General features: G+C 73.0%; 17 protein-coding genes. 15 read left to right on the top strand and 2 right to left on the bottom strand.

What is annotated here, in order from left to right; genetic code table 11:
- Nucleotides 1–71 precede the first annotated feature (71 nt).
- Both AMK13_RS06990 and thiD read left to right on the top strand, forming a co-directional pair.
- Entirely contained in the window at nucleotides 72–1,097 is a 1,026-nt protein-coding gene (locus AMK13_RS06990) for an ATP-dependent 6-phosphofructokinase (protein WP_049656329.1), read from the top strand.
- Between the two features lie 23 nt (nucleotides 1,098–1,120).
- Nucleotides 1,121–1,918, top strand: a complete 798-nt coding sequence (gene thiD, locus AMK13_RS06995; RefSeq protein WP_049656332.1) for a bifunctional hydroxymethylpyrimidine kinase/phosphomethylpyrimidine kinase — start codon at nucleotides 1,121–1,123, stop codon at nucleotides 1,916–1,918.
- A gap of 173 nt (nucleotides 1,919–2,091) precedes the next feature.
- Here thiD and rpmB read toward each other — a convergent pair whose 3' ends face one another.
- On the bottom strand, nucleotides 2,092–2,277 hold the full coding sequence (gene rpmB, locus AMK13_RS07000; protein WP_014138233.1) for a 50S ribosomal protein L28: 186 nt from the start codon (nucleotides 2,275–2,277) through the stop codon (nucleotides 2,092–2,094).
- 298 nt (nucleotides 2,278–2,575) lie between these two features.
- Here rpmB and AMK13_RS07005 point away from each other — a divergent pair, with 298 nt between their 5' ends.
- The 10 genes from AMK13_RS07005 to mutM all read left to right on the top strand — a co-directional run bounded on the left by AMK13_RS07005 (nucleotide 2,576) and on the right by mutM (nucleotide 12,551).
- Nucleotides 2,576–4,207 carry a DAK2 domain-containing protein gene (locus AMK13_RS07005; protein ID WP_074001510.1) on the top strand — a complete coding sequence of 544 codons (1,632 nt, stop codon included), beginning with the start codon at nucleotides 2,576–2,578 and terminating at the stop codon, nucleotides 4,205–4,207.
- Between the two features lie 56 nt (nucleotides 4,208–4,263).
- Entirely contained in the window at nucleotides 4,264–6,483 is a 2,220-nt protein-coding gene (gene recG, locus AMK13_RS07010) for an ATP-dependent DNA helicase RecG (RefSeq protein WP_074001511.1), read from the top strand.
- A 115-nt stretch (nucleotides 6,484–6,598) separates the two neighbouring features.
- Entirely contained in the window at nucleotides 6,599–7,132 is a 534-nt protein-coding gene (locus tag AMK13_RS07015) for a hypothetical protein (protein WP_049653379.1), read from the top strand.
- 145 nt (nucleotides 7,133–7,277) lie between these two features.
- A complete protein-coding gene (gene rsmD, locus AMK13_RS07020; protein ID WP_049653380.1) occupies nucleotides 7,278–7,862 on the top strand; it encodes a 16S rRNA (guanine(966)-N(2))-methyltransferase RsmD in 585 nt (194 codons plus the stop codon).
- A gap of 49 nt (nucleotides 7,863–7,911) precedes the next feature.
- On the top strand, nucleotides 7,912–8,403 hold the full coding sequence (gene coaD, locus AMK13_RS07025) for a pantetheine-phosphate adenylyltransferase (protein WP_049653382.1): 492 nt from the start codon (nucleotides 7,912–7,914) through the stop codon (nucleotides 8,401–8,403).
- A 187-nt stretch (nucleotides 8,404–8,590) separates the two neighbouring features.
- Entirely contained in the window at nucleotides 8,591–9,811 is a 1,221-nt protein-coding gene (locus AMK13_RS07030) for an ATP synthase F0 subunit B (RefSeq protein ID WP_049653383.1), read from the top strand.
- A 174-nt stretch (nucleotides 9,812–9,985) separates the two neighbouring features.
- On the top strand, nucleotides 9,986–10,630 hold the full coding sequence (locus tag AMK13_RS07035) for a YceD family protein (RefSeq protein WP_049653386.1): 645 nt from the start codon (nucleotides 9,986–9,988) through the stop codon (nucleotides 10,628–10,630).
- 2 nt (nucleotides 10,631–10,632) lie between these two features.
- Complete coding sequence (gene rpmF / locus AMK13_RS07040) at nucleotides 10,633–10,806, top strand: 50S ribosomal protein L32 (protein WP_030056747.1); 174 nt, start codon at nucleotides 10,633–10,635, stop codon at nucleotides 10,804–10,806.
- Nucleotides 10,807–10,826: 20 nt separating this feature from the next.
- Nucleotides 10,827–11,618: a ribonuclease III gene (gene rnc / locus AMK13_RS07045; protein ID WP_049653387.1), complete on the top strand. Its 792-nt coding sequence runs from the start codon at nucleotides 10,827–10,829 to the stop codon at nucleotides 11,616–11,618.
- A 54-nt stretch (nucleotides 11,619–11,672) separates the two neighbouring features.
- The gene (mutM, locus tag AMK13_RS07050; protein WP_049653390.1) at nucleotides 11,673–12,551 is read left to right on the top strand and encodes a bifunctional DNA-formamidopyrimidine glycosylase/DNA-(apurinic or apyrimidinic site) lyase; all 879 of its coding nucleotides are present in this window, start codon (nucleotides 11,673–11,675) and stop codon (nucleotides 12,549–12,551) included.
- A gap of 6 nt (nucleotides 12,552–12,557) precedes the next feature.
- Here mutM and AMK13_RS07055 read toward each other — a convergent pair whose 3' ends face one another.
- The gene (locus AMK13_RS07055) at nucleotides 12,558–13,478 is read right to left on the bottom strand and encodes a hypothetical protein (RefSeq protein WP_049653392.1); all 921 of its coding nucleotides are present in this window, start codon (nucleotides 13,476–13,478) and stop codon (nucleotides 12,558–12,560) included.
- A gap of 319 nt (nucleotides 13,479–13,797) precedes the next feature.
- Here AMK13_RS07055 and AMK13_RS07060 point away from each other — a divergent pair, with 319 nt between their 5' ends.
- From AMK13_RS07060 to AMK13_RS07070, 3 genes are all read left to right on the top strand, one after another.
- Nucleotides 13,798–15,150: a hypothetical protein gene (locus AMK13_RS07060; RefSeq protein WP_074001512.1), complete on the top strand. Its 1,353-nt coding sequence runs from the start codon at nucleotides 13,798–13,800 to the stop codon at nucleotides 15,148–15,150.
- 137 nt (nucleotides 15,151–15,287) lie between these two features.
- Nucleotides 15,288–15,587, top strand: a complete 300-nt coding sequence (locus tag AMK13_RS07065; RefSeq protein ID WP_049653395.1) for an acylphosphatase — start codon at nucleotides 15,288–15,290, stop codon at nucleotides 15,585–15,587.
- Nucleotides 15,588–16,011: 424 nt separating this feature from the next.
- The gene (locus tag AMK13_RS07070; protein WP_045702518.1) at nucleotides 16,012–16,215 is read left to right on the top strand and encodes a hypothetical protein; all 204 of its coding nucleotides are present in this window, start codon (nucleotides 16,012–16,014) and stop codon (nucleotides 16,213–16,215) included.
- Nucleotides 16,216–16,288 lie beyond the last annotated feature (73 nt).

The following is a 16,288-nucleotide window of genomic DNA, read 5'->3' on the forward strand; positions in this document are numbered from 1 at the left end:
GGCTTGCGACACCCCGGCCCGCCCGTCCGGCGCGGGCGGCCCGAACCACTGCGAGCGGGAGCACACCACAGATGCGCATCGGTGTACTGACCAGCGGCGGCGACTGCCCCGGCCTCAACGCGGTGATCCGCTCGGTGGTGCACCGGGGCACCGACGTTCACGGGGACGAGATCGTCGGCATCCTGGACGGCTTCCTCGGACTGATCGAGGGCCGCACCCGGACGGTCACGCACGACGACGTCACCGGCCTGCTCACCCTCGGCGGCACCATCCTGGGCTCGGCCCGGGTGCGGCGGGACCGGATCGCCTGGGCGGTGGAGAACGCCAGGACGCTCGCCCGGGAGATCGGCATCGACGCGCTGATCGCGATCGGCGGCGAGGGGACGCTGACCGCCGCCAAGCTGTTCAGCGACGCCGGACTGCCCGTCGTCGGGGTGCCGAAGACCATCGACAACGACATCGACGCCACCGATGTGACCTTCGGCTTCGACACCGCCGTGCACGTCGCGACCGAGGCGATCGACCGGCTGAAGACCACCGCCGAGTCCCACCAGCGCGTCATGGTGGTCGAGTTGATGGGACGGCACACCGGCTGGATCACCCTCACCGCGGGCATGGCGGGCGGCGCGCACGGCATCCTGATCCCGGAGAAGCCCTTCGACATCGAGGCGGTGGCCCGGATAATCGAGGACCGCTTCGCGCGCGGCAAGAAGTTCGCCATCATCGCCGTCGCCGAGGGCGCCTCCCCGGTGCCCGGCACCATGCGCTTCGACCACGGCGAGGTCGACCAGTACGGCCACCGGACCTTCGGCGGGATCGGTAACCGGCTCGCCCACGAGCTGGAGGACCTGCTCGGCAAGGAGGCCCGCCCGGTCATCCTCGGCCACGTCCAGCGCGGCGGCACCCCGACCGCCCGGGACCGGGTGCTCGCCACCCGGTTCGGCTGGCACGCGGTGGAGGCCGTCCACCAGGGGGCGTTCGGGCACTTCACCGCGCTGCGCCGGACCGGCATCGAACTGCTGCCGATCGGCGACGCGGTGACCCGGCTGAAGACGGTGCCGGAGGACCGCTGGGCGGAGTCCGAAGCGGTGCTGTGAAACGGCGCGGGTAGGTTGGGGCCATGGCTTCGACTGCTCCCCCCCGCGTGCTCACCGTCGCCGGCTCCGACTCCGGCGGCGGCGCCGGCATCCAGGCCGACCTCAAGGCGATGCTCGCCCTCGGCGTCCACGGCATGAGCGTGATCACCGCCGTCACCGCGCAGAACTCGCTCGGCGTCCAGGGCTACTGGGAACTGCCCGCCGAAGCCGTCCGGGCGCAGTTCCGCAGCGTGGTGGACGACATCGGGGTGCAGGCCGTGAAGACCGGGATGCTCGCCTCGGTCGAACTCGTCGAGACCGTCGCCGAGCTGCTGGCCGGGGTGGACGCCCCGGTGGTGGTCGACCCGGTCGGGGTCTCCAAGCACGGGGACGCACTGCTGGTCGCCGAGGCCGTCGCCACCGTCCGCGAGAAGCTGCTGCCGGTCGCCACCCTGGCCACCCCCAACCTGCACGAGGTGACCCAGCTCACCGGGCTGGCCGTCGAGGACGAGTCGCAGATGCTGGACGCCGCCAAGGCGCTGGTCGACCTCGGGCCGCGCTGGGCGCTGGTCAAGGGCGGCCACCTGCCGGGCGAGGCCGCCGACCTGCTGTACGGCGGACCGGACGAGGTGCACTGGTTCCGGGCGCCGCGCTACGACAACCGCCACACCCACGGCACCGGCTGCACGCTGGCCAGCGCGATCGCGGCCGGCCTGGCCAAGGGCGAGCCGCTGCCGCTGGCGGTGGCCTCGGCCAAGGAGTACATCACCGGCGCGATCGCCGGGGGCTTCGCCCTGGGCGCCGGCATCGGCCCGGTCGACCACGCCTGGCGCTGGCGCTAGCGGAGGCCCGGAACGTCCGGAACGTCCGGAAAACAGCGGTGGGCGGACTCCTCAGAGGAGCCCGCCCACCACGGTCACGTCCGGAAATCGGCGCAACCGGCCACGGAAACAGTGGAGCCGGCCCATCCGAGGATGAACCGGCTCACTGGAGGACCGGCATGCCGGTCTGCGCGTCAGCGCGAGACCTTACCGGCCTTGATGCACGAGGTGCAGACGTTGAGCCGCTTCGGCGTCCGCCCAATCACAGCGCGCACCGTCTGAATGTTGGGGTTCCAACGACGGGGGGTACGGCGGTGAGAGTGGGAGATGCTGTTGCCGAAGCCCGGCCCCTTGCCGCAGACGTCGCAGTTGGCAGCCACAGGAGTCACTCCAAGACTTCAGATCAGATACTTTCGAAAACCCCACTCAGCCACCAGAACACTCGCGTGAACCAGACCGGACAAGGGGGTGAGCCTGGACGGTTCCAGGCAACCGGAAGAGCATACAACGCTTGCTTCCGTCCCACGAAACTACCATGACCGGCCGAGTGATCGCTCCTGCCCGCCGGACCGGACGGCCCTCCCCGCCCCCCGATAACCTGCCGGTATCACCCCTTGCCGCCGCCCGGCCCGCGTCACCGCCCCGGGCCGCCGCGGCGTCCCGTCCGGAGGAGACCTGGTGCTGCACACGCTCGACGCCCCGGCCGTGCGCACCTGGTGCCAGCTCGCCCTGCGCGCGCTCGGCCAGGCCCGCGAGGAGATCGACGCGCTCAACGTCTACCCCGTCCCGGACGGCGACACCGGCACCAACCTCTACCTGACCGTCGAGTCCGCCGCCGCCGAGGTGGAGAGCCGCTTCGCCGACCCCGCCGCCGACCCGGCGCCCGGGCTGGCCGAGACGGTCCGGGCGATGGCCCGCGGCGCGCTGGTCGGCGCCCGGGGCAACTCCGGGGTGATCCTCGCCCAGTGGCTGCGCGGCACCGCCGAGACGCTCGCCGAGGGCGGCGGCGCCGAACAGCTGCGGGCCGCCCTGCAGCGGGCCGCCGACTCCGCCTACCAGGCCGTCGCGGAGCCCGTCGAGGGCACCCTGCTGACCGTCGCCCGGGTCGCCGCCCGGGAGGCCCACCGGGCCGGGGGCGGGCTCGCCCAGGTCGCCGACACCGCCTACCGGGCCGCCCGGGACGCGCTGCGGCACACCCCCGAGCAGCTCGCCGTCCTGGCCGAGAACGGGGTGGTGGACGCCGGCGGGCGCGGCCTGGTGGCCGTCCTCGGCGCGCTCGCCGACGCCGTCGCCGGGCAGCAGCCGATGGGGCCGGTCGCGCTGCGCGGGGACGTCCGGGCCGTGGAGAGCTGCGAGACGCACCTGCGGCCGCCCGGCCCCGGCCACCCCGCCTTCGAGGTCATCTACCTGCTGGACGCCCCCGACGAGGCGCTGCCCGCGCTGCGCGAGCGGCTCGGCGGGCTCGGCGACTCGCTGGTGATCGGCGGCGGCGACGGCCTGTGGAACGTGCACGTCCACGTGGACGACGCGGGCGCCGCCGTGGAGGCCGGGGTCGGCGCCGGGCGCCCGCACCAGATCCGGATCACCCACTTCGCCGAGGCCGCCGCCCGCTCCGGCACCGCCGCCGAGCGCGGCGAACGCGAGGAACGGGCCCGCGCGGTGCTCTCGGTGGTCTCCGGCGGGGGCCTGGCCGAGCTCTGCGAGCAGGCCGGCGCCGTCGTCCTGCACGCCGACCCGGACCGCCCGCCGGCCAGCGCCGAGCTCGCCGACGCGGTGCGCCGCTCGGCCGCCCGCGAGGTCGTCCTGCTGCTCAACGACCCCGAGCTGCGCGCCGCCGCCGGGGCCGCCGCCGACCAGCTGCGCGAGGAGGGGGTGCGGATCGCCGTCCTGCCCACCCGCTCGCCGGTGCAGGGGCTGGCCGCGCTCGCGGTGCACGAGGGCGGCCGCCGCTTCGACGAGGACGTGGTCGCCATGACCTCCGCCGCCGGCGCCACCCGCTACGCGGAGCTGGCCGTCGCCGAGGGGGAGTCCTGGACGATGGCGGGGGTCTGCCAGGCCGGGGACGTGCTCGGGCTGATCGACGGCGACGTCGCGGTGATCGGCGCCGGGCTGGCCGAGGTCGGCGAGAGCGTGCTGGACCGGATGCTCGGGGCCGGCGGCGAACTCGTCACCCTGGTCCTCGGCGGCGGCACCGACGAGGCGCTCGCCGACCGGCTGGTCGCCCACGTCCGGCACCGCCGGCCCGAGGTGGACGCGGTGGTCTTCCACGGCGGGCAGGAACCGGCACCGCTGCTCATCGGGGTGGAGTAGGGGCGGGGGCCGCCCTTGGCCCGGTTTGTCGGCCCGGTGGTGTAAACAAGGCGCTGATGGGCGCTCTCGATGAACCACTGACCAAGCTCGTCGGCGACCGCACCGCGAAGGTGCTCGCCGACAGCCTCAAGCTGCGCACGGTCGGGGACCTGCTGCACCACTACCCGCGCCGCTACGTCGAGCGCGGCCAGCTCACCAGCCTGGACGAGCTGGAGGTCGACGAGCACGTCACCGTGCTGGCCCGGATCGAGAAGGTCACCCTGATCCCGTTCCGCGGCCGCAAGGGCGACCGGCTGGAGGTGGTCGTCACCGACGGCCGCAGCCGGCTCTCGCTGGTCTTCTTCAACCAGGGCTGGCGGCAGAAGGAGCTCAGGGCCGGCGCCCAGGGCCTGTTCGCGGGCAAGGTCGGGGTCTTCAACCGGACCCGCCAGCTGGTCTCGCCGGACTACCAGCTGCTCGACGAGGACGCCGGCTCCGACGCCGCGCGGCAGTTCGCCGGCCGGCTCATCCCGGTGTACGGCGCCAGCGCGCAGATGCCCAGCTGGAAGCTGTCGATCTGCGTCGAGACGGCACTCACCAAGCACCTCGGCGACGTCGGCGAACCGCTGCCCGCCGAACTGCGCGAGCGGCACGACCTGATCCCGCTGCCCGAGGCGCTGGAGCTGATCCACCGTCCGCGCGGCCACGCCGACCGCGAGCGCGCCCAGAGCCGGCTGCGCTGGGACGAGGCCTTCGTGCTCCAGGTCGCCCTCGCGCAGCGCCGGGCCGCCGACTCCGCCCTGCCCGCCAAGCCGCGCGCGGCCCGCGAGGGCGGCCTGCTGGACGCCTTCGACGCCCGGCTGCCGTTCACCCTCACCGAGGGGCAGCGGAAGGTCTCCGCCGAGATCGCCGCCGACCTCGCCACCGACCACCCGATGCACCGCCTCCTCCAGGGCGAGGTCGGCTCCGGCAAGACCCTGGTCGCGCTGCGCGCCATGCTCGCCGTGGTGGACGCGGGCGGCCAGGCGGTGCTGCTGGCGCCCACCGAGGTGCTCGCCCAGCAGCACCACCGCTCGGTCGTCGAGATGATGGGGGACCTCGCCGAGGGCGGCATGCTCGGCGGCTCCGACCTCGGCACCCGGGTGGTGCTGCTGACCGGCTCGATGGGCGTCCCGGCCCGCCGCCAGGCGCTGCTCGACATGGCCTGCGGGGACGCCGGGATCGCCATCGGCACCCATGCGCTGATCGAGGACAAGGTGCAGTTCCAGGACCTCGGCCTGGTCGTGGTGGACGAGCAGCACCGCTTCGGTGTCGAGCAGCGGGACGCGCTGCGGGCCAAGGGCGAGCAGCCGCCGCACCTGCTGGTGATGACCGCCACCCCGATCCCGCGCACCGTCGCGATGACGGTCTTCGGGGACCTGGAGACCTCCGTCCTGGACCAGCTGCCGGCCGGCCGCTCGCCGATCTCCACCCACGTCGTCCCGGCGCTGGAGAAGCCCAACTTCCTCACCCGGGCCTGGGAGCGGGTCCGCGAGGAGGTCGCCAAGGGCCACCAGGCGTACGTGGTCTGCCCCCGGATCGGGGACGAGGAGCCGGCGGCCGACCCGAAGAGGAAGAAGCGCAAGGCCGCCGAGGACGGCTTCGAGGAGGTCGCCGACGCGGGCGCGGAGAGCGACGAACGGCGGCCGCCGCTCTCGGTGGTGGAGACGGCCGAGAAGCTGGCGAAGGGCCCGCTGAGCGGCCTGCGGGTGGAGATCCTGCACGGCCGGCTCGCGCCGGAGGCCAAGGACGAGGTGATGCGCCGCTTCACGGCCGGCGAGGTGGACGTGCTGGTCGCCACCACGGTGATCGAGGTCGGCGTCAACGTCCCCAACTCCACCGCGATGGTCATCATGGACGCCGACCGCTTCGGCGTCTCCCAGCTGCACCAGCTGCGCGGCCGGGTCGGCCGCGGCAGCGCGCCGGGCCTGTGCCTGCTGGTCAGCGAGATGCCCGCGGGCAGCGCCGCGCGGGCCCGGCTGGACGCGGTGGCGGGCACCCTGGACGGCTTCGAGCTGTCCCGGATCGACCTCGAACAGCGCCGCGAGGGCGACGTGCTGGGCCAGGCCCAGTCCGGGGTGAAGTCCTCGCTCAAGGTGCTCTCGGTGCTGGAGGACGAGGAGGTCATCCTCACCGCCCGCACCGAGGCCACCCGGCTGGTCGCCGAGGACCCGGACCTGGCCGCCCACCCGGAGCTGCGCACCGCGCTGGAGAGCCTGCTCGACGAGGACCGCGCGGCCTACATGGAGAAGGGCTGAGCCGCCTCCGGACGGGCCGCGCGGCCCCGGAATTGTCAGACCCCCGGGAGAGAATGAAGGTGTTCAGGGCGCACCCCCAAGGTGCGTTCCTGGCACGACACTTGGGGGTCAAGCCATGGCATTCCGTCATCTCAACGAGCTCCCGCTGGGCGACAAGGTCTTCCGGATCGAACTCGCCAGCGACGACGACCGCGAGGTCACCCTCACCCTGACCGGCTGGCGCGAGGGGGCGGCCGCCGCACCGCTCGCCTCGGGCAAGCTCCGCCTGCCGGTCGAGGACGTCGCCTCGCTGCGGATCGCGCTCAACCGCGCGCTGCGGGCGCTGGCGATCGTCGCCGACGTCTCCGAGCCCATCCCCGACCGCGACGTGCTGCGCGAGCTGTACCCCGGCCACGGCGCCCCCTGGGTGCCGCAGCACGAGGAGGAGCTGGTCCGGCGCTTCCACGACGGCGAGACCGTCGCCCGGATCGCCGCCCGCTTCGGCCGCACCCCCGACTCCGTCCGGACCAAGCTGCGCGAGCTCGGGCACGACCCGCGCCGCCCCGAGTTCTGCCCGCCCGACGGCTGCCTGTCCTGGTCCCGCTACGCCTCGCCGGCCCTGCTCGGCGCGAGCGTCCCGGCCCAGTCGGCGGGCTCCGAGGCGAGCTGACCACCCGAGTGCGCGGCCGCGGCCCGGTGGGGGATTCCCCGCCGGGCCGCGGCCGTCCGGCGTGGGCGCGCGCCCGTCCGGCGTGAGCGCGGTGCGGTGATCGGGATAGCGTGGTCGGGCAGCGACGAAAGGACCTCCCACCACCATGACCCGCGTGATCGCCGGGGCGGCCGGCGGCCGCCGGCTGGCCGTACCGCCCGGCCGGGGCACCCGCCCGACCTCCGACAAGGCCCGTGAGGCGATGTTCTCCACCCTGGAGGCGCTGCGCGGCACCCTGCACGGGGTCCGGATGCTGGACCTGTTCGGCGGATCCGGCGCGGTCGGGCTGGAGGCGCTGTCCCGCGGCGCCGAGCACGTCCTGCTGGTCGAGGCGGACGCCCAGGCGGCCCGGGTGATCCGGGAGAACGTCCGGACGATCGGCCTGCCGGGGGCCGAGGTGCGGGCCGCCAAGGCGGAGAAGGTGATCGTCGGCCCGCCCCCGCAGAGCCCGTACGACCTGGTCTTCCTCGACCCGCCGTACGCGGTCACCGACGAGGAGGTCCGCGAGATGCTGATCACACTCCTGGCCGGGGGCTGGCTCGCGGAGGACACGCTCGTCACCGTGGAGCGCAGCACCCGCGGCGGCGGGTTCGTCTGGCCCGAGGGTTTCGAGGAGCTGCGCTCCCGCCGTTACGGCGAGGGCACGCTCTGGTACGGTCGCGCCGCCGCCGCGGCCGGCGAGCAGGAGTAGCGGGCCGCGGCCCGCAGCAGCCGTCACCCCACGAGGGAGCACACACGCCATGCGCCGAGCCGTCTGTCCCGGTTCGTTCGACCCGATCACCAACGGCCACCTCGACATCATCGAGCGGGCCTCGAAGCTGTACGACGTGGTGCATGTCGCGGTCCTGATCAACCGGAACAAGCAGGGCATGTTCACCGTCGAGGAGCGGATCGGCCTGATCGAGGAGGTCACCGCCGGCTTCGGGAACGTGGTGGTCGAGTCGCACCACGGCCTGCTGGTGGACTACTGCCGGGAGCGCGGCATCCCCGCGATCATCAAGGGCCTGCGCGCGGTCAGCGACTTCGACTACGAGCTCCAGATGGCCCAGATGAACCACGGGCTGACCGGGGTGGAGACGCTGTTCGTGCCGACCTCGCCGACGTACAGCTTCCTCTCCTCGACGCTGGTCAAGGAGGTCGCCTCGTACGGGGGCGACGTCTCGCACCTGCTGCCGGAGACGGTGCACGGCCGGCTGGTCGAGCGGATCGCGGAGCGCAAGGCGGCGCAGTAGTCCACTGCCTGTCGGTTCCTGCCGGTTCGTCACGTCATGTCCGTTTGCCCGGAGACCGGTTCGGCTCAGGCGTTGTGACCCCGCTGGGCAGTGGCCGTACAGTCTGTATCCCTGCCCCGCGGTGAGGTTCACCGCATCGGGCCTGCCTCCGCCGGACCGTCGGCGGCACACGGAAAGACGAAGCCCCGTGGACGTGCAGAACAAGGTCGACGAGATCGTGGCGGCGGTCGAGAACGCCCGCTCGATGCCGATGTCGGCCTCCTGCGTGGTGAACCGGGCCGAGCTGATCGGCCTGCTCAACGACCTCAGGTCGGCCCTGCCCGCCGAACTCGCCCAGGCCCAGTCGGTGATGGCCGACCACGAGCAGGTGGTGGCCGGCGCCCAGGCCGAGGCGGACCTGATCATCCAGGGCGCGCACGCCGAGCGCGGCTCGCTGATCTCGGACACCGAGGTGGTCCGCCAGGCCCAGGCGCAGGCCGACCGGATCCTCGCCGAGGCGCGTGCCGAGGTCGACGCCAAGCTGGCCGAGGCCGACGACTACGTGGACAGCAAGCTCGCCAACTTCGAGGTCGTGCTCACCAAGACGCTCGGCGCCGTCGGCCGCGGCCGCACCAAGCTGCGCGGCGACTCCAGCGTCTTCGAGGCCGAGCCCGAGGGCGAGAGCGACGGCGAGGAGTTCCGCCCGCAGCGGATCAGCCCGAGCCCCGAGGTCGACGAGTACGTCGATGTGAAGCTCGCCACCCTGGAGAACGTGCTCGGCGCCACCCTGGAGGCGGTCGGCAAGGGCCGGGACAAGCTGCTCGGCAAGCGGCCCATCGACGAGCTGGGCGCCTACCTGGCCGCCGCCGACCAGGCCCAGGAGGCCAAGGAGCGCGCCGAGGCCGTGGCCGCAGGCTTCGCCCACGACCCCGACGGCGGGGACATCGCCTGGTACCGCGAGGACGTCCCGCAGCAGCAGACCTGGCCGGAGCAAACCCCGGCCGCGGCCGGCTGGCAGGCCCCCGGCACCGACCAGTACGCGGCGGCCCAGCAGCCCGGCGGGCAGTACGCCGAGGTGTACGGCGGCGGCTACGACCCGGCCGGCCAGGGGGACCCGTACAACACCCAGTGGGGCCAGCAGCAGGGCGGCTACCAGCAGCAGGGCTACCCGGACCAGCGGCAGGAGGGCTACGGCTATCCCCAGCAGCAGCCGGGCTACGCCGCGCAGCCGTACGACGACTACGCCTACCCCCAGCAGCCCGCCCTCCCGCCGGCCGTGCCGCACCAGCAGCAGGGGCACGGGCAGGCCCAGGGCCACGGACAGGCGCAGGGCCACGGACAGGCCCAGGGCCAGGGGCTGGACGAGACCAGCTTCTTCGACACCAGCATGATCGACATGACCAGGCTGCGGGAGCTCGGCGGCCGCTGAACCGGCCCCGCCGCGACGGTGCGGGAGTCTCCTGACGGGACCGAAGTTGGGCCTGACGGGAGACTCCGGTAGTCTGACCACTCCGGCCTCTCCATGTCCGGCTGTTGGCTTGCCCGCGCAACGCCGACCGGACGGAGACGCAATCGAAGAACCCCCCATGGAAGTCAGGACACCGTGAACCGCCTCGACCACCGCGACCCCCTCGTGTTCGACACGCACGAGCTCGGTCGTCGCCCGGGCTCGATGCGCAAGGTGAGCCGGACCCTGGAGGCCCCCGAGGGCTTCGGGATCATCGACGTGATCGGCGTGCCGGAGAAGAGCCCGATCGAGCTGGACCTCCGCCTGGAGTCCGTGGTCGAGGGCGTGCTGGTCACCGGCACGGCCGAGGCGGGCGTCGAGGGCGAGTGCGTCCGCTGCCTGGAGCCCGTCGAGTTCGACATCGACGTGGACTTCCAGGAGCTGTACTACTACCCGGAGTCCGACGAGCGCCACCGCGCCCGGACCACCGGGACCGAGGACCTCGACGAGGACTCGGAAGAAGAGACTTACCGTCTGGAGGGCGACTTCTTCGACCTCCGGCCGGTGCTGCGTGACGCGGTGGTGCTCGCACTGCCGCTGCAGCCGGTGTGCCAGGAAGACTGCCTGGGCCTGTGCTCCGAATGCGGAGCGCGCCTGAGCGACGACCCGGCGCACCACCACGATGCCGCCGACCCCCGGTGGGCGGCTCTGCAGGGACTCTCCGCCGCCCCCGGCGACGAGGGTGACGGATCTAAGAACAGCGACACCCGTGAGGGTCTCGCCGAGAACCAGGAGAAGTAGCCGTGGCTGTTCCGAAGCGGAAGATGTCGCGCAGCAACACGCGCCACCGTCGGTCCAACTGGAAGGCCGTTGTTCCGGCCCTCGTGGCGTGCGACCGCTGCCACGAGCCGAAGCTGGGCCACATCGCGTGCCCGAGCTGCGGCACGTACAACCGTCGCCAGGTCCTCTCGGTCTGATCGGCGGGGTGTACGGATCGATGTCGGACGGTAACTCCACCCGCAAGGCGACCATCGCCCCGAAGGGTTCCTCTTCGGGCGGCGGCAAGGCCGGCGGGCCGGCTTCGACCGAATACGACGTTCTGGAAGGGCGCCTCGGGTACACGCTCGAGCGCGCCCTTCTGGTACGTGCCCTGACCCACCGCTCGTACGCGTACGAGAACGGTGGGCTGCCCACCAACGAGCGCCTGGAGTTCCTCGGCGACTCGGTGCTGGGCCTCGTGGTGACCGATACCCTCTACCGCGTCCACCCGGACGTCCCGGAGGGCACGCTCGCCAAGCTGCGCGCCGCGGTGGTCAACTCCCGCGCGCTCGCGGATGTCGGCCGCGGCCTGGAGCTCGGCACGTTCATCCGCCTCGGCAAGGGCGAGGAGGGTACCGGCGGCCGCGACAAGTCGTCGATCCTCGCCGACACCGTCGAGGCCGTGATCGGCGCCATCTACCTGGACCAGGGACTGGACGCGGCCACCGAGTTCGTCCACCGGCTGTTCGACCCGCTGATCGAGGAGTCCTCTCAGCTCGGCGCCGGCCTGGACTGGAAGACCAGCCTCCAGGAGCTCACCGCCTCGGTGGGCATCGGAGTGCCGGAGTACGTGGTCATGGAGTCCGGTCCGGACCACGAGAAGACCTTCACCGCGGCGGCCCGGGTGGCCGGCGAGGACTTCGGCAGCGGCGTCGGCCGCTCGAAGAAGGAAGCCGAGCAGAAGGCCGCCGAGAGTGCCTGGCGCGCGATCAAGGAGAAGTACGCCGACCGGCTGCCCGCCGGCGCGTGATCCCGCAGTAGCCTTCACTCCTGCTGATCCGTACCGAGCAGGAGGCGTGTTGCCGTGCCCGAACTTCCCGAGGTCGAGGTCGTCCGCCGTGGTCTGGCCACCTGGGTGGCCGGACGGACGGTCGCCGACGTCCAGGTGCTGCACCCGCGCGCGGTGCGCCGCCAGCCGGCCGGCGCGGCGGACTTCACCGCCCGGCTGACCGGCACCACCCTCGGCACCGCGCAGCGGCGCGGCAAGTACCTGTGGGTGCCGCTGGCCGGCACCGGGGCGGGGTTCTCGCTGATCGGCCACCTCGGGATGAGCGGCCAACTCCTCGTCCAGGACCCGTCCGTACCCGACGAGACCCACCTGCGGGTCCGGCTGCGCTTCGCCGACGGCGGGCGCGAACTGCGCTTCGTCGACCAGCGGACCTTCGGCGGCCTGGCGGTCGAGGAGGCCGAGGACGGGGACCCGGAGGGCACCCCGGTCTCGATCGCGCACATCGCCCGCGACCCGCTCGACGCGCGCTTCGACGACGCCGCCTTCGTGGCCGCGCTGCGCGCCAAGCGGACCACCGTCAAGCGCGCCCTGCTCGACCAGACCCTGATCAGCGGCGTCGGCAACATCTACGCCGACGAGGCGCTGTGGCGCTCCAGGCTGCACTACGACCGCCCGACCGCGACGCTCACCCGCCCGCAGGCCCTGCTGCTGCTGGCCAACGCCCGGGACGTGATGAGCGCGGCGCTCGCCGTCGGCGGCACCAGCTTCGACAGCCTCTACGTCAACGTGAACGGCGAGAGCGGCTACTTCTCCCGGGACCTCGACGCCTACGGCCGCGAGCAGGAGCCCTGCCGCCGCTGCGGCACCCCGATCCGGCGGGCGGCCTGGATGAACCGCTCCAGCTACTTCTGCCCCCGCTGCCAGCGCGTGCCGCGCGCCCGCAGCGAGGGCTGAGGCGGGCTACTTCCGGGCGAGTTCGGGTTCGTCGGCGGCCGGTTCCCCGGGCGTGCCGTGGGTGTCCTGGCCGAAGTAGGCGACCCCGACCGCGGCGACCACCGCCAGCAGGAAGCCGATCACGCCGAGCCAGCCCAGACCGGCCTTGGAGGAGTCGCCGAGCCAGAGCACGCCGACCGCGCCGGGCAGCACGGTCTCGCCGACCACCAGCGCGGCGGTCGCGCCGTTCACCGAGCCGATCTGGAGCGCCACGGTGTGGATGTACATGCCGCCGATGCCGCCGACCAGGACCGCGTACAGCGCCGGGTCGGAGAGCAGCTCGCCGAGCGCGAACGGCTCGATGCCGTTGAGGATGCGCACCCCGACGCCCAGGGCGCCGAAGCCGAGGCCGGAGAGCAGACCGGCGACGATCGCGCCGTTGGCGCCCATCCGCCGCACCAGCAGGCTGCCGCCGACCAGCAGCACGGTGGTGACGATCAGCAGCCACCAGTGGAAGGCCATCGCGGTGTGGTGGCCGCCCTCCGGCCCGGCCGAGACGGCCAGCAGCACCAGCGCCGAGCAGAGCACGGCGATCGAGGCCCACTCCAGCTGCTTGAGCCGGATGCCCAGCAGCTTGATGCTGAGCACCGCGGTGATCACCAGGTTGGCGCTGATGATGGTCTGGGAGAGGAACAGCGGCAGCAGCCGGGCGGCCAGCGCGCCGAGCCCGAAGCCGATCAGGTCGAGCACCGTGCCGAGGATGAACTCCCAGGTGACGGCGGCCTTCGCGGTCGAGGACAGGCTCGGGCCGCCGTGCTCGGTGGTCGAGCTGGTGGCGCCCTTGGCCGCCTCCTCCCGGGCGGAGCGGCGGGATCCGACAGCCTGGAGGACCGAGCCGGTGCCGTAGCAGGCGGATGCCGCCACGGCGGTGACGAGGCCGATGATCACCGAGAACTCCGATCGGGAGGTGGGTCGAGAACGGTCTGGGTAAAGAAAGGGCAATGGGACCGGTGGTCCGGGACCACTATGCCCGCCCGCACGGTACGGTCGGCACGCCCCCCGGAGTGCCCCGGAGCGGGGCCGGGCCTGCCGGGACGTACGTTCGGCGGCCTCCCGCGGTTCCCGCGCGGGCCCCGACTCAGGGGTGACCGGGGGAAACATCATCCCCGAGGAGGGGGCGGCCCCGGCGGTCGGCGGGGAGTCTTGTCAGTACCAGTATGCGAAGGGTATGGCGTGCTCAGGGGCCGGTCACGGTAGCGTCGGGGGCATGAGAACCCTTGCACGACGTTCCCGGGGCGCCGGGCCGCTAGCCCTGGTGGCGGCGCTGCTCGGGCTGCTGCTCCTGCTGGCACCCGCGGCCTCGGCGGCCGGCGGCCTGAGCGACGCCACCGCCGCCCTGAAGAAGGGCCAGGTCTACGTCGACCCGGCCATGACCAGCCGCTTCAGCCAGGCCCAGGCCGACGCCCTGACCAAGAAGATCGACAAGGCCGACAAGCCGATCTTCGTCGCGGTCGTCCCCGACTCGCCGGCCTTCGCCAAGGCGACGGTCTTCAAGGACCTCCGCACCACGGTCGGCGTCGACGGCGTCTACGCGGTCTGGCGCGGTGACCAGTTCACCGCCCGCGCCGACCGCGGCGCGCTCGCCGCCGGCGTCCCGGAGCGGATCTCCGGCGCGGCCTTCCGCTCCCACAACGGCGACATCGACGCCACCCTGAACGACTTCGTCGACCAGGCCGCCCCGCAGACCAAGGGCACCGGGGTCAACCACAGCACCTCGATCGCCTGGGTGGTCATCCCGGTGGTGCTGGTCGCGCTGGCCGGCGCCGGCGTCTTCCTCCTGTTCCGCCGCGCCAAGCAGCGCAAGGAGGCGCAGGCCCGGGCCGAGCTGGAGCAGCTGCGCCGGGTGGTGGACGAGGACATCACCGCCTTCGGCGTGGAGCTGGAGCGGCTCGACTTCAGCCCGGCCGCGGCCGACGCGGACGACGCCCAGCGCACCGACTACAGCCACGCCCTGGACTCGTACGAGAAGTCCAAGCGGCTGATGGACGAGGCGAAGAAGCCCGAGGACGTCAAGCAGGTCACCGAGGCGATCGAGGACGGCCGCTTCTCGCTGGCCACCCTGGCCGCCCGGCGGGAGAAGAAGCCGCTGCCCGAGCGCCGTCCCCCGTGCTTCATGGACCCGCGGCACGGCCCGTCCGTCAAGGACGTGGACTGGACTCCGGCCGGCGGCGCCGCGCGCACCGTCCCGGTCTGCCAGGCCGACGCGGACCGGCTCGCGGCCGGCCTCGACCCGGCGATCCGCACGGTCGACACCGAGCACGGCCCGCAGCCGTACTGGAACGCCGGCCCGGCGTACGCGCCCTGGGCGGGCGGCTACTTCGGCGGCTTCGGTGGCGGCGGCCTGCTGCCGGGCCTGCTGGTCGGCACCATGCTCGGCTCGATGATGAGCTCCCCGGCCTACGCGGCCGCGCCGATGATGGACGGCGGCCACGGCTACCAGGACCAGCACGAGGGCGGTGACTTCACCGGCGGCGACTTCAACGGCGGCGACTTCGGCGGGTTCGGCGGCGGTGGCGACTTCGGTGGCGGCGGCGGCGACTTCGGCGGCGGGGACTGGTAACCCGCTCGACCGACCGCACGCTCCCGCGGCCCCGCCGGTTCTCCGGCGGGGCCGCTCCCGTTCGCGCGGGGGCGTCGTCCGCGGAGGCGGGCCGGGGCCGAGCTGTGACCGGGAGCGCGGACGGCTAGGGTCGGGGCATGCACGGTCGCGACGCCCACAGTGAGGAACCGGTCCGGGTGACCGCCTGGGTCCGGGGGAAGGTCCAGCAGGTCGGGTTCCGCTGGTGGACCAGGGCACGGGCGCTGGAGATCGGACTGAGCGGCTACGCCAGCAACCTCGGCGACGGCCGGGTGCAGGTGGTGGCCGAGGGGCTCGCGGCCGACTGCGAGCAGCTGCTGGCCCGGCTGCGCGGCCCGGGGACCCCGGGGAACGTCAGCGGGGTCACCGAGATCTGGACGGCCGTCGGCCCTGGCTACGAGGGTTTCGAGATCCGCTGAGCCGCGCCGGGCCGGGCCGCCGGCGGTGCTCCGCGCGGGCTCCCGGGAAAAGATCCGGAACCGGCGGTGTCACGAGGTTGCCATCCGGGCAGACTCGTGGTTGACTCCGCATCGAACGATGATCCACGAGCACGCGGTGGACCCGTCCCGAAGCCCCCCAGGCGTGATGACACCGCCGGGCAGGTGACAGGGGCGCGGTAGCGTGCGGTGATCGTGTTGACCCTTTCCGTCTTTGGTGAGACGCTGGAAGCCCGCGCACACGACCGCGTTCTCCCGGTAGGCGCATGCCCCCGTGAGCCCAGCTCACGGTGGTTGTGCCGCAGTGCCCAGCCAGCACTTCCGGTGACGCGCCGCGCGTGCGTCCCCCTTCCCCCTAGACCTGTACCGTTCCGGTTCGGTCACTCAGCGTGGAGGACCATTCATCATGGCAAAGGCGCTTCTCGGGTACGTCGGCGGCCCCGACCCGCGAATGCTCTCCGAGATGCGACGGCTTCAGCAGCGCGTCCAGGACCTTGAAGCGGAGCTCCTTCGGATGCAGGCTGAGAACGACGCTCTCACCGCTGTCGCTGACGAGCACTCGCTGCTCAACAGCATCGATCTGGATCAGCGGGAGCCGGCTCTCACCTGAGTCCCGCCCAGTCCTCGCAGATCGACGCCGTTGCGCACCGAGCCGCCCCGAAAGGGACGCAGCTTGCAAGGGA

Source organism: Streptomyces sp. CB02056 (assembly GCF_001905545.1).
GTDB lineage: Bacteria > Actinomycetota > Actinomycetes > Streptomycetales > Streptomycetaceae > Kitasatospora.

Excerpts from the sequence above, each read along its gene's own strand:
- AMK13_RS06990 (WP_049656329.1), top strand. The coding sequence starts at position 72 with ATGCGCATCGGTGTACTGACCAGCGGCGGCGACTGCCCCGGCCTCAAC.
- AMK13_RS07015 (WP_049653379.1), top strand. The coding sequence starts at position 6,599 with ATGGCATTCCGTCATCTCAACGAGCTCCCGCTGGGCGACAAGGTCTTC.
- AMK13_RS07060 (WP_074001512.1), top strand. The coding sequence starts at position 13,798 with ATGAGAACCCTTGCACGACGTTCCCGGGGCGCCGGGCCGCTAGCCCTG.
- rsmD (WP_049653380.1), top strand. The coding sequence starts at position 7,278 with ATGACCCGCGTGATCGCCGGGGCGGCCGGCGGCCGCCGGCTGGCCGTA.
- thiD (WP_049656332.1), top strand. The coding sequence starts at position 1,121 with ATGGCTTCGACTGCTCCCCCCCGCGTGCTCACCGTCGCCGGCTCCGAC.
- rnc (WP_049653387.1), top strand. The coding sequence starts at position 10,827 with ATGTCGGACGGTAACTCCACCCGCAAGGCGACCATCGCCCCGAAGGGT.
- AMK13_RS07065 (WP_049653395.1), top strand. The coding sequence starts at position 15,288 with ATGCACGGTCGCGACGCCCACAGTGAGGAACCGGTCCGGGTGACCGCC.
- AMK13_RS07070 (WP_045702518.1), top strand. The coding sequence starts at position 16,012 with ATGGCAAAGGCGCTTCTCGGGTACGTCGGCGGCCCCGACCCGCGAATG.
- coaD (WP_049653382.1), top strand. The coding sequence starts at position 7,912 with ATGCGCCGAGCCGTCTGTCCCGGTTCGTTCGACCCGATCACCAACGGC.
- recG (WP_074001511.1), top strand. The coding sequence starts at position 4,264 with ATGGGCGCTCTCGATGAACCACTGACCAAGCTCGTCGGCGACCGCACC.